General features: G+C 68.8%; 13 protein-coding genes. 3 read left to right on the forward strand and 10 right to left on the reverse strand.

Annotated features, from left to right (window positions below; translation table 11 throughout):
- The 3 genes from RWH43_RS00005 to RWH43_RS00015 form a co-directional block, all read left to right on the forward strand.
- Positions 1-840 (forward strand): LPXTG cell wall anchor domain-containing protein (locus tag RWH43_RS00005; protein WP_316000342.1); only part of this gene is annotated, 840 nt, incomplete at its 5' end.
- Position 841: 1 nt separating this feature from the next.
- Positions 842-1672, forward strand: coding sequence for a DUF5819 family protein (locus RWH43_RS00010; RefSeq protein WP_316000343.1), 831 nt, complete (start codon positions 842-844; stop codon positions 1670-1672).
- On the forward strand, positions 1669-2751 hold the full coding sequence (locus RWH43_RS00015; RefSeq protein ID WP_316000344.1) for an HTTM domain-containing protein: 1083 nt from the start codon (positions 1669-1671) through the stop codon (positions 2749-2751). The genes RWH43_RS00010 and RWH43_RS00015 overlap by 4 nt, the downstream gene beginning before the upstream one ends.
- Before the next feature lie 29 nt (positions 2752-2780).
- On the opposite strand, the gene pheT is transcribed toward RWH43_RS00015, so the two are convergent.
- The 10 genes from pheT to infC form a co-directional block, all read right to left on the reverse strand.
- Complete coding sequence (pheT, locus tag RWH43_RS00020) at positions 2781-5309, reverse strand: phenylalanine--tRNA ligase subunit beta (RefSeq protein ID WP_316000345.1); 2529 nt, start codon at positions 5307-5309, stop codon at positions 2781-2783.
- Positions 5309-6349: a phenylalanine--tRNA ligase subunit alpha gene (pheS, locus tag RWH43_RS00025; protein WP_144828224.1), complete on the reverse strand. Its 1041-nt coding sequence runs from the start codon at positions 6347-6349 to the stop codon at positions 5309-5311. The genes pheT and pheS overlap by 1 nt, the downstream gene beginning before the upstream one ends.
- 70 nt (positions 6350-6419) lie before the next feature.
- Positions 6420-7337 carry an amino acid ABC transporter permease gene (locus RWH43_RS00030; RefSeq protein WP_316000346.1) on the reverse strand — a complete coding sequence of 306 codons (918 nt, stop codon included), beginning with the start codon at positions 7335-7337 and terminating at the stop codon, positions 6420-6422.
- Positions 7334-7984, reverse strand: a complete 651-nt coding sequence (locus RWH43_RS00035; protein ID WP_144828231.1) for an amino acid ABC transporter permease — start codon at positions 7982-7984, stop codon at positions 7334-7336. Before RWH43_RS00035 ends, RWH43_RS00030 begins: the two co-directional genes overlap by 4 nt.
- 82 nt (positions 7985-8066) lie before the next feature.
- Positions 8067-8990, reverse strand: coding sequence for a glutamate ABC transporter substrate-binding protein (locus RWH43_RS00040; RefSeq protein ID WP_144828234.1), 924 nt, complete (start codon positions 8988-8990; stop codon positions 8067-8069).
- A 133-nt stretch (positions 8991-9123) separates the two neighbouring features.
- Positions 9124-9885 (reverse strand): amino acid ABC transporter ATP-binding protein, encoded by a 762-nt coding sequence (locus RWH43_RS00045; protein ID WP_144828237.1) that lies wholly within the window; start codon positions 9883-9885, stop codon positions 9124-9126.
- 74 nt (positions 9886-9959) lie between these two features.
- Positions 9960-10757 (reverse strand): TrmH family RNA methyltransferase, encoded by a 798-nt coding sequence (locus tag RWH43_RS00050; RefSeq protein ID WP_144828240.1) that lies wholly within the window; start codon positions 10755-10757, stop codon positions 9960-9962.
- 103 nt (positions 10758-10860) lie between these two features.
- Positions 10861-11244 (reverse strand): 50S ribosomal protein L20, encoded by a 384-nt coding sequence (gene rplT / locus RWH43_RS00055; RefSeq protein WP_144828243.1) that lies wholly within the window; start codon positions 11242-11244, stop codon positions 10861-10863.
- A gap of 29 nt (positions 11245-11273) precedes the next feature.
- The gene (gene rpmI, locus RWH43_RS00060; RefSeq protein WP_013583375.1) at positions 11274-11468 is read right to left on the reverse strand and encodes a 50S ribosomal protein L35; all 195 of its coding nucleotides are present in this window, start codon (positions 11466-11468) and stop codon (positions 11274-11276) included.
- Between the two features lie 47 nt (positions 11469-11515).
- Positions 11516-12160 (reverse strand): translation initiation factor IF-3, encoded by a 645-nt coding sequence (infC, locus tag RWH43_RS00065; RefSeq protein ID WP_144782047.1) that lies wholly within the window; start codon positions 12158-12160, stop codon positions 11516-11518.
- Between the last annotated feature and the right edge of the window lie 85 nt (positions 12161-12245).

Genomic DNA, 12245 nt, shown 5'->3' on the forward strand with positions numbered 1-12245 from the left:
AAGGACTCGACCGACTCCAAGGACTCGCACGACGCCACCGACTCCAAGGACTCGCACGACGCCACCGACGCCAAGGACTCGACCGACGCCAAGGACTCGCACGACGCCACCGACGCCAAGGACATGACCGACTCCAAGGACTCGCACGACGCCACCGACGCCAAGGACTCGACCGACTCCAAGGACTCGCACGACGCCACCGACGCCAAGGACTCGACCGACTCCAAGGACTCGCACGACGCCACCGACTCCAAGGACATGACCGACTCCAAGGACTCCGCTGACTCCAAGGACTCGACCGACTCGAAGGACTCCACCGACTCGAAGGACTCCACCGACTCGCACGACGCCACGGACTCCCGTGACGCCACCGACTCGCACGACGCCACCGACTCGACCGACTCCTCGGATCGCTCGGGCACCCCGGCGGGCTACGCCGCTCCCCGCACAGGTTCGCAGCTGGCCGTGACCGGCTCCGACACCGGCAGCAGCGCCACGACGTTCTCGCTCCTGGCCGGTGCGATGCTCCTGGTCGGATTCGGTCTGATGGCGGCTCGTCGCCGCAGCACGCGTCCTGCCGTGGCCTCGGCATCCGCGGCATCCGTCGCCCGAACCGCACCGCCCGTCTCGCCCGCACCGTCGATCGTCGACCGCCCCTCCACGGCGACCTCGACCACCACGATGAGTGCAACCGCGGCGGGCCCGCGCACCGCGGAGGGATCACCCGCCCCGCGGGGTGAGGCCCGACGCAGCTCGCGATCGGCCTCGCCGCATCGCCGGGACGGTTCGCCGGGAGCAGCCGGCACCGATGGTCCTGTCGACGGCTCGCTGAGCGGCTGACATGACCACGAAGAAGACAGGGGCCGGTCGCACCACGCGGCCGGCCCCCGCCCCCCGCTCTGCTCCGGCGGAGCGGGGGCCTCTCGCGCCCGCGATCGCGACGGTGGCTGCCGTCGCGGTCGTGGGGGCGTACGTGTTCGTGAGTGCGACGTTCACCGCTCCCCCATCGCCCGCGCGGGCGATGGTGAGCGACGGTTTCGCGCCGTACTTCTCGCAGCGGTGGGACGTGTTCGCGCCGAACATCCTCCGCGTCAACAGTGCTCTGCAGGTGCAGGCGCAGTGGCGCGATGACAACGGCGACCTGCAGGCGAGCGACTGGATCGACGTCACCGACATGGAGCTCGCCGCGGTGCGCGGCATCCCGACCCCGTCGCGCATCTCGAAGAACAGCATAAACGCGCTGAGCACCTACCTCGAGCGCTACGACGAACTCACCCCCGCCCAGCAGCAACGGGTGCAGGACTCGTTCATCGAACGCTCCTCCGACGGCGGTTTCACCGCGATCCCGGATGCCGAGCTGCGCGCCGAACTCGACGGTCTCGGCGACAGCGGCGAAGGGTCGTCCGTTCCGTTCGTGCGGTACGACTACATGCTGAACCGTTTCTCCACCGCGTTCACCGAGGCGTACTTCGGGCGCGACGTGGAGAGGGTGCGGTGGCGAGCGCAGTTCGACCGCCCGAATGAGTTCCTCCACCGTTTCGACGACGAGCGTCAGTTCGACCTGAACGATCTCACTTTCGGATGGCGTGCGGCCGAGCAGGCCGACGACCCATCGGTGCGCGGCATCTTCGCCGACGTGCAGACGCGCTACACCGGCGAGGAGCGGCGATGACCATCCAATTCACCCGACGTCAGGGGTGGCGACAGCGCCTCTCCCCCGTGCAGCTGTGGACCGGCTTCCAGGACTGGCTGACGTCGGCGAAGCACGCGACGATTGGCTTCTCGCTGCTGCGGATCATCTTCGCGGTGGCGATGCTGCTCGTGCTGCTGCCGAGCTTCGCCGACCGGCACTACCTGTGGGGGGCGGGATCGTGGTGGGTGGAACCTGAGGCGCGTCGCCGCGGGTGGTGGGAGCCCTTCCGACTCATCTTCGCGAAGGACGATCCGCTACTTTTCGACCTGGCGTACTTCGCGCTCATTGCCCTGGCGCTGCTGTTCCTCGTGGGCTTCAAGACCCGTTGGGTGACGCCCGTGCTGCTCTTGTTCTGGGTCGGCCTCTCGGCCAACACGACGCTGCTGACCAACGGCGGCGACACCCTCATGCGGATCGTGCTGGTGTTCGCGCTGTTCGCCGACCTCAGCCGGCACTTCTCCGTCGACGCCTGGCTACGACGCAGGCGCGGCGAGCGGGCCGGACGATTCGACGCGCTCCGACGTCGCGTGCCCGAGTGGCTTTCGCCGCTGCTGCACAACACCGCGCTGATCCTGTGCTGCTACCAGATCCTGCTCGTGTACCTCGTGTCGTCGATCCTCAAGCTGCAGGGTGAGGAATGGATCTCCGGGACCGCCCTCTACTACGCCCTCTCGCTCACCGAGTTCCAGGTGCTTCCCGCCCTGAGCGAAGCGGTGTGGCAGGTGACCCCGTTCATCATGGTCGGCACGTGGTTCGCTCTCTTCGTGCAGCTCACGTTCCCGGTGGCGCTGCTGTGGAAGCCGTCGCGCTACGTCGCGGTCGCGGGCCTCTCGCTCACGCACTTCGGCATCGGCCTGCTGCTCGGACTCTGGCCGTTCTCGCTCGCGATGATCGCACTCGACCTGCTGCTCGTGCGCGACGCGTCGTGGTTGCGGGTGCGCGCCGTGGTCGGCATGCTCGTCACGCGCGGGCGTCGGGCCATCGCTGCGGCCCGCGAGAGCGTCCGCGAAGGGGGCGATGAGCTGACCCCCGAAACGCCGGAGCGCCGCGCGGCATGAGCCGGCGGCGCCCCTGGTCGTGATGGTGCTCAGTCGCGGATGGCCGCGCCGAACCGGTCGGCGGCCACCGCGACACCGGCGAGCTTGGCCTCGGTGGCCTCGGCTGCGGTGAGGGTGCGGTCGTCGGCGCGGAACCGCAGCGCGAACGTGAGGCTCTTCGTCCCCTCGGCGAGTCCCTGGCCGCGATAGTCGTCGACCAGGCGAGCGCCCTCGATCAGCGGAGTCCCACCCTCGAGCAGCGCCGCGCGCACGTCACCGGCGGCGACGTCGATCGGAACCGTGAGCGAGACATCCTGCGTGGCGGCGGGGAAACCCGAGAGGGATGCCGCGACGACGCGCGACTGCGCGAGCTCGATCATCGCGTCGAGGTCGAGCTCGGCCACGAGCACTCGCCCGGGCAGGTCGGCCGCAGCCGACACCGCGGGCAGCAGCTCGCCGACGTAGCCGATGTCGTGTCCCGAGGCGAGCACCCGCGCCGTGCGGCCCGGGTGCAGAGCGGCGCGCTGGGCCTGCACGAGCTCGATGTCGAGCCCGGCGGCGGCGGTCAGCACGCGCACGGCGTCCACGGCATCCGCGAGGTCCGCGACGACCGCGGGCTGACCCGGCTGCTTCGCGACCGTGTGACCGGTCAGCAGAACGGCCACGTGCCGACGCTGCGGCGGGATCGACGCGTCGAGGGCGGCCAGGGTCGCGGCATCCGGACGCACCGCCAAGGGCGGCACCGACGGCGTGCCGTACTGCACGCCCGGCTTGGGCAGGAAGACGGTCCCGGTCTCGAAGAGCGCGAGGTCGACGATGCCGCGCGACACGTTGCGATGCGCCACCTGCAGCAGGGCCGGCACGAGCGAGCGGCGCAGGAACGGGGCGAGGCCGTCGAGCGGGTTCGCGAGCTTGACGCTGGGCAGGGAGTCGCCCGAGGGCGAGCCGTGCAGAGCGTTCTGCTCCTCGGTCGTGAAGGGGAACGAGGGCGTCTCGACGAATCCGGCCGAGGCGAGCGCGTTGGCGACGCGGCGGCGTCCCTGCTGCGCGGAGGTGAGGCCGCGGCCCGACGGCGGAGTCGGCAGCACCGAGGGGATGCGGTCGTACCCCTCGATACGCGCGACCTCCTCGGCCAGCGTCCACTTGTCGGTGAGGTCGGGGCGCCATGACGGTGCGATGACCGCCCAGCCGCCCTCGCGCTCCTCGACCGTGCCGCCGATCAGGCGCAGGGCGCGCACGATCTCGTCGTCGGTGTACGCGACGCCGATGAGGCCCGGAACGAATCCGGCCGGCAGCGTGATCGGGTCACGACGGTAGGTCGACGGGAGGGATCCGCCCAGCTCGGTGTCGAGGGTTCCGCCGGCGAGCTCGACCATCAACGACGCGACGCGCTCGGCCGCGACGTGGGCCACGAGCGGGTCGACACCGCGCTCGAAGCGGCGCGAGGCCTCGGACGGCAACTTGTGCCGGCGGGCGGTGCGCGCGATCGAGACCTGGTCGAACGTCGCCGCCTCGATGAGCACGTTGCGCGTGGCGTCGCTCATCTCGGTGGGGCCGCCGCCCATGACACCCGCGAGGCCGATCGGGCCCGACTCGTCGGTGATGAGCAGGTCTTCGGCGTGGAGCGTGCGCACCTGGCCGTCGAGCGTCTCGAGCTTCTCGCCCTGCGCCGCGCGGCGCACGGTGATGCCGCCCTGCAGTCGGTCGAGGTCGTACCCGTGGATCGGCTGGCCCAACTCGAGCATCACGTAGTTGGTGATGTCGATGAGCACCCCGAGCGAACGGATGCCGGCGAGCGACAGCCGCGTGATCATCCACGGAGGCGTCGGTCGCGAGGGGTCGACGTCGCGCACGATCCGCGCCACGAACTGGCTTGCACCCTGGCGTCCGCGGATGGGAGCGCCGTCGTCGACGGCGATAGGGAAGCCCTCCGGCGTGCGGGCGACGGCCGCGTCGTGGCCGGCACCCGGATCGCGGAAGGCCGCGCCCGTGGCGTGCGAGTACTCGCGGGCGACGCCGCGCAGCGAGAGGGCGTAGCCGCGGTCGGGGGTGACGTTGATCTCGACGGCGATGTCGTCGAGGCCCAGCAGCGCGATCGCGTCGGTTCCGACGGGAGCGTCGATGCCCAGCTCGACCAGTCGCAGGATGCCGCTGTGCTCGCTACCGAGGCCCAGCTCCTTCGCCGAGGCGATCATGCCGTCGGACACATGACCGTAGGTCTTGCGCGCGGCGATCGGGAACGGTCCGGGCAGAACCGAGCCGGGCAGGGTCACCACGACCTTGTCGCCCTCGAAGAAGTTGCCCGCACCGCAGACGATGCCGCGGATGTCCCTTTCACCGGTCCCTGAGCCTGTCGAAGGGCCGACGTCGACCTGGCACCAGCGGATGGTCTTGCCGTTGGACTGCGGCTCGGGGGTGAACTCGATCACCTGCCCGACGACGATGGGGCCGGACAGCTCGAAGCGGTGCACGTCCTCTTCTTCGAAGCCGACGGAGACGAGGGCCGCCAGGACGTCTTCGGGCGTGGCCTCGGCCGCGACGTCGACGTACTCGCGCAACCAGGAGAGCGGGACGCGCATCAGACCACCATTCCGAACTGCTCGCTGAAGCGGACATCGCCCTCGGCCATGTCGCGCATGTCTTGCACGTCGCTGCGGAACATGAGCGTGCGCTCGATGCCCATGCCGAAGGCGAAGCCCGAGTACTCCTCGGGGTCGATGCCCGCGGCCCGCAGCACGTTGGGGTTCACCATGCCGCAGCCACCCCACTCGATCCATCGGGCGCCGCCCTTGAAGGTCGGATGCCAGAGGTCGAGCTCGGCGCTCGGCTCGGTGAACGGGAAGAAGTTGGCGCGGAAGCGCGTCTTCGCCTCGGGCCCGAACAGCACGCGCGCGGCGTGGTCGAGGGTGCCCTTGAGATGGGCCATGGTGATGCCCTTGTCGACGACGAGTCCTTCGAACTGCGTGAACACCGGCAGGTGCGTGGCGTCGAACTCGTCGGTGCGGTACACCCGGCCCGGGCACAGCACGTAGATCGGCAGGTCGCGCTCGAGCATCGACCGCACCTGCACGGGGCTCGTGTGCGTGCGGAGCACGAGGTGGCGCGCGACGGGATCGACGAAGAAGGTGTCCTGCATCTGCCGTGCGGGGTGGTCGACGTCGAAGTTGAGCGCGTCGAAGTTGAACCACTCGTGCTCGAGCTCCGGCCCCTCCGCGATCTCCCAGCCCATGCCGACGAAGATGTCGGACACCTGCTCTTGCAGGAGGGTGATCGGATGCCGTGCCCCGACGCGAGCGCGCTGCGGGAGCGCCGTCACGTCGATGCGCTCGGCCTCGAGCTGGGCCGCGGTCTCGGCGGCCGCCAGCTCCGCCTCGCGAGCGGCGAGAGCCTGGTTCACCTGCCCACGGGCCTGCCCGACGAGCTTGCCGAAAGAGGCCTTGTGCTCGGGGGCGACGTTGCGCATCTGGGCGTTCAGCTGGGCGAGGGAGGACTGCTCCCCCGTGTGCGCGGAACGGGCGGACTTCAGCTCGGCGGTGGTCGCGGCGGCGGCGATGGCGGCAAGGGCCTCATCGACCGCGGAGGCGACGGCCTCGGGGGTGATCTCGGGTGCGTCGGACACGAGATGAGAGTCTACCGACGGGCGGGGACACTCCCCCGCCCGTCGGTGATTCCGACGCTCGGCTCGGCGGTCAGGACGCCGAGCCGGGACCGTTCCTGCCGAGACCGCGCTGGGCCACGATGAGCTCGGTGTCGGTGCCGGTCTGCCCCGCCGGCTCCGCGGGGACGACGTTGCCCGCCTTCGGCGAACGGCGCAGGCCGACCTCGACGCGGTGAGCGGCGAACGACAGGGCGAGGCACATCGCGACGTAGATCACGCTGGCGATCATCGCGGCGGGGATCAGCGGAGAGCCGTACTCGCCGTTCGAGCCGAGGAGTCGGGCGAAGTACAACAGCTCGGGGTAGGTGATGATGAAGCCGAGCGCGGTGTCCTTCAGGGTGACCACCAACTGCGCGATGATCACGGGGAGCATGGCACGGATCGCCTGCGGCAGCAGGATCAGGCGCATGACGCCCGCCTTGCGCAGACCCACCGCGTAACCGGCCTCACTCTGACCGCGGGGCAGCGACTCGACGCCGGCGCGGATGACCTCCGACAGCACGGAGCCGTTGTAGAGGATCAGCGCGATGACGACGGCCCAGTACGACGACATCTTGATGCCGATGACCGGCAGACCGTAGTACAGCAGCAGCATGAAGACGAGCACGGGGACGGCGCGGAGGATCTCGACCACCCAGCCGACGGGCAGCCGCACCCAGCGGTGGTCGGACATGCGCCCGATGGCCAACACGAAACCGAGGATCAGCGCCCCGACCGCGGCGACGGCGAACGCCGCCAGCGTCGCGAGCGTCGCCTGGCCGAAGCGCTCCCAGATGGCCGAGTAGGTGAAGACGTTCCACTTCGCGGCGGAGAACTGCCCGGTGTCGATGAACCGCCAGATCACGAAGCCGATCACGGCGGCGACGAGCAGCAGGGTGGCGGCGCCGATGATGCGGTTGCGCAGCTGCGCCCGCGGGCCCGGCACGTCGTACAGGACGGAGGAGCTCATCGGACGACCTTCCACTTCTTCTCGGCGGCGTTCTGGAGAGCGGCCAGCAGGAGCACGAGGATGACGAACACGACCATCACCAGCAGGATCGTGACGAGCTGGTTCTCGCCGTTCTCGCTCATGGTGGCGCGGATGTTGCCGAGGTTGACCACCGAGAAGCCTGCGGCGACGGTGGTGTTCTTGAGCAGGGCGATGAAGACGCTCATCATCGGGGGGATGACCGAGCGGGTGGCCTGGGGCAGGACGATCAACGACATGACCTGCCCGAATCCGAGGCCGAGGGCACGGGCCGCTTCGGCCTGACCGACCGGGACGGTGTTGATGCCGGAGCGGATGGTCTCGGCCACGTAGGTGGCCGTGTAGACGCCGAGCCCGCACACGGCCAGCAGCAGGAAGCTGCCGCGGGGCACGTCGACGAGCAACGGCACGCAGAACGCGAAGAAGAAGAGCACGAGCGTCAGCGGGGTGTTGCGGATCCAGTTGACGTAGACCGCGCCGACAGCACGCGCGATGGGGACGGGAGACACCCGCATCGCCGCGACGACGAAGCCGAGCACGAGGGCGATGAGTCCGCCGCCCACGAAGAGCACGACGGTCCCCCACAGCGCCTGTCCCCACAGGTCGGGGTAGTCGAAGATCTGATTCACCGGAAGCGGTCCGTTCTGTCGCGGGTCTGTCGCGTGGAGCTCGGGAGTGCGGGCGGCGCGCATGCGCCGCCCGCACGGGTGCTCAGCTGACGGGGTCGACCGCCGGCTGCTCGCCCTTGACGCCCGAGGCGCCGAGGTTCTTCTCGAAGATGGCCTCCCAGGTGGATCCTCCGTCGGTGAACATCGTGTTCACGAACTCCTGGAAAGCGGTGTCGCCCTTGGCGATGCCGACGCCGTAGCGCTCCTCGCTGAAGGGCTCGCCCGCGATCTTGAGGTTGTCGGGGTCCTGAGCGGCGTAGCCGAGGAGGATCGCCTCGTCGGTGGTCACCGCGTCGACCTCGCCGTTCTTGAGCTTCTCGACGCACTGCGAGTAGGTGTCGAACTCGACGACCTTCGCGGGAGTCTGCTCGCGGATGCGCTGGATCGGCGTCGAACCCGTCACCGAGCACACGGTGGTCTCGGCCGTGAGCGAGTCCTTGCCGGTGATCGTGTCGTCATCGGCGGCGACCAGCAGGCCCTGACCGGTGAGGAAGTAGGGGCCGGCGAAGGAGATCTGCTCTTTGCGCTTGTCGGTGATCGAGTAGGTGCCGACGTAGTAGTCGATGTCACCGTTGATGAGGGCCTGCTCGCGGTTGGCCGAGGCAATGGCCTTGTACTCCACCTTCGACTCGTCCGCCGGGTCGAAACCGAGCGATGCGGCGATCCAACGCGCGACGTCGACGTCGAAGCCCTTGCGCTCGCCCGTCACCGGGTCGAGGTAGCCGAGGCCGGGCTGGTCTTCCTTCACACCGACGACGACCTTGCCGGCCGACTCGATCTTGGTGAAGGTGGGGCTGTTCTCGATCGTGACGTCGGTGGCGACCGCGCCGTACACCGGTGCGTCGCTGCCGCCGTCGGAGGCACCGTCACCGGGTGCTGCGCCCGGGGTGCCGCTGTTGCAGGCCGTCAGAGCCAGAAGGCCGGCGGCGATGATGCTCGCGCCGGCGAGAAAACGTGTCTTACGCATGTGATGTCTCCTTGGTTACGTGTGCTGTGCGGATGAAAGGTCTGGGGTGACGGCGCGCGAAAGGGACCGGGGGAACGGTCGATCGGCTTTCGGCGGAAGAACCTCCTCGTTCGACGCCGTCATGAGGAACGCGTCAGTGCGTGATGAGCTTCGAGAGGAAGTCCTTCGCGCGATCCGACTCGGGTTGGGTGAAGAATTTCTCGGGGGTCGCCTGCTCGACGATTTGCCCGTCGGCCATGAACACCACGCGGTTCGCGGCCTTGCGGGCGAAGCCCATCTCGTGGGTGACGACGATCATCGTCATGCCCTCGCTGGCGAGGCCGACCATCACGTCGAGCACCTCGTTGATCATCTCGGGGTCGAGCGCGGAGGTCGGCTCGTCGAAGAGCATGACCTTGGGCTTCATCGCGAGCGCCCGGGCGATCGCCACGCGCTGCTGCTGACCACCCGAGAGCTGGGCGGGCAGCTTGTCGGCCTGATGCCCGACGCCTACGCGCTCCAGGAGCGCCCGGGCCTCCTTCTCGGCATCCGCCTTCTTCATCTTGCGAACCTTGATGGGGCCGAGCGTGACGTTCTCGAGGATCGTCAGGTGCGCGAAGAGGTTGAACGACTGGAACACCATGCCGACATCGGCACGCAGTTCGGCCAGGCCCTTCCCCTCTTTGGGAAGCTCCTTGCCGTCGATGGTGATCGAGCCGCTCGTGATGGTCTCGAGACGGTTGATGGTGCGGCACAAGGTCGACTTGCCCGAACCGGAAGGACCGATGACCACGACGACTTCGCCGCGGTCGACGGTGAGGTCGATGTCTTTCAGGGCCTGGAACTGCCCGTAGTGCTTCTGCACGTCGGAGACGACGACCAGGGGCTCGGAGCTCGCCGGGGGTACGGATGCCATGTGTTCACCCTATGAGGGGGAAGGGTGGCCGACCACATTCCCGCGCACGCCTTAACCGTTCTGTAACAGCCGCCTCAACCTGCGCGCTGCGCGAAAGCGGTCTCGTACAGGCACACGCTGGCCGCCGTGGCGAGGTTCAGCGACTCCGCCCGACCGTAGATCGGCAGGCGCAGCGAGAGGTCGGCGTGAGCCAGCGCCGTCTCGTCGAGGCCGCGCGCCTCGTTGCCGAACAACCACGCCGTCGGCTCCGCGAGGAGCTCGCGAGACGCCAGGAAATCCGCGCCGTCGACGTCGGCCGCGACCACGCGGAGTCCGGCCTCGTGCACGCGCTCCACGACGTCGGCCAACTCGAGATCGACGGCGATCGGCACGTGGAAGAGCGAGCCGGTCGTCGAGCGCACGACCTTCGGATTGTAGGGGTCGACCGTGCGGCCGGTGAGGATCACGGCATCCGCCCCCGCCGCATCGGCGGCCCGGATGATCGTGCCGAGGTTGCCCGGATCGCGGACCTCCTCGCAGATCGCGATCAGACGCGGGCGGCCCGCCAGCAGGTCTTTCAGCGCCGTCGGCGCCTGACGCGCCACCGCGACGATGCCCTGCGGGGTGACGGTGTCGGCCATCGCGTCGAGGACCGCCTCGGTCGTGTACTGCAGGTCGACGTCGGCGCGCTCGGCCAGCTCGCGAACATCGGCGTGCTTCTCGAGCGCCGTGGGCGTCGCGTACAGCTCGAGCACCGTGTCGGGCGCCCATTCGAGCGCCTCACGGGCGGCCTGCGGACCCTCGAGCAGGAAGAGACCGGTCTCTTGACGGGCGGCGCGCTTGCTGAGCTTGGCCACGGCGCGCACCCGCGGCGAACGGGGGTTCTCGAGCACGGACTCAGTGTATGACGCCGACGGCATGCGAACCGGGAGGCCGCGCAGGAACAGCGAAACGGGCGCCCTCCGAAGAGGACGCCCGTTTCGTGGAAGGCGTGTCTTACGCGGTCTTCGCGGCGTTGACGTCGCTGGGCAGCGCAGCCTTCGCCGTGGCGACGAGCGAGGCGAACACGGCCGGCTCGTTGACCGCGAGCTCGGCGAGCATGCGACGGTCGACCTGCACACCCGCGAGGCCGAGGCCCTGGATGAAGCGGTTGTACGTCATGCCGTTGGCGCGCGATGCGGCGTTGATGCGCTGGATCCACAGACGACGGAAGTCGCCCTTGCGCTTGCGACGGTCACGGTACGCGTAGACCAGGGAGTGGGTGACCTGCTCCTTGGCCTTGCGGTACAGGCGCGAACGCTGACCGCGGTAACCGGACGCGCGCTCGAGGATGACGCGACGCTTCTTGTGGGCGTTTACTGCCCGCTTGACTCTAGCCATTTCTGTTCTTTCCTAACGTGCGTCGGCGCTCAGAGGCCGAGGAGCTTCTTGGCGACCTTGGAGTCACCCTTGGCCAGGACCTGCTCCTGGTTCAGGCGACGGGTGCGCTTGGAGGCCTTGCCCTCGAGGTTGTGGCGCATGCCGGCCTGCTGCTTCATGAGCTTGCCGCTACCGGTGAGCTTGAAGCGCTTCTTGGCGCCCGAGTGGGTCTTCTGCTTCGGCATCTGTCTTCCTTCGTTGGGGTTCCCGGCGGAGCGGGAGTCGGGGAGCTTTACTCGGCGGACGCCGGGGCAGCTTCGTCTGTGGGTGCCGAATCGCCTCGAGCGGCACTTCGCGCGGCTTCACGGTTCGCCGTGCGCTGCGCGTTCTGCTCGGTCTTGACCTCGGACTTGTTCTTGTGAGGAGCCACCACCATCACCATGTTGCGGCCGTCGATCGTGGGGTTCGACTCGACGGTGCCGAACTCGGCGACGTCTTCGGCGAACTTGCGGAGCAGACGGACACCCTGCTCGGGACGCGACTGCTCGCGACCGCGGAACAGGATCATGGCCTTCACCTTGTCGCCCGCCTGGAGGAAGCCCTCGGCGCGCTTGAGCTTGGTGATGTAGTCGTGAGCCTCGATCTTCAGACGGAACCGCACCTCTTTGAGCACGGTGTTCGCCTGGTTACGACGCGTTTCCTTGGCCTTCTGAGCGGCCTCGTACTTGAACTTGCCGTAATCCATGATCTTGACCACGGGCGGCTTCGAGCTCGGCGCAACCTCGACCAAGTCGAGGTCCGCTTCCTGGGCCAGGCGCAGCGCAGCTTCGATTCGGACGATGCCGACCTGCTCGCCGTTGGGTCCGACGAGACGGACCTCCGGGACTCGGATGCGCTCGTTGGTGCGGGGATCGCTGATGCGGAACTCCTCTTTCATACGGGTGGTGGCCGCCGCGATCCGTCGGAATCGCGGGCGAAGAGGAGAGACACGCCACCCGGCACGGTGCTTTCGGCACCGGCTT

The sequence above is a fragment of the Microbacterium algihabitans genome (genome assembly GCF_032464975.1).
Classification (GTDB): Bacteria; Actinomycetota; Actinomycetes; order Actinomycetales; family Microbacteriaceae; genus Microbacterium; species Microbacterium algihabitans.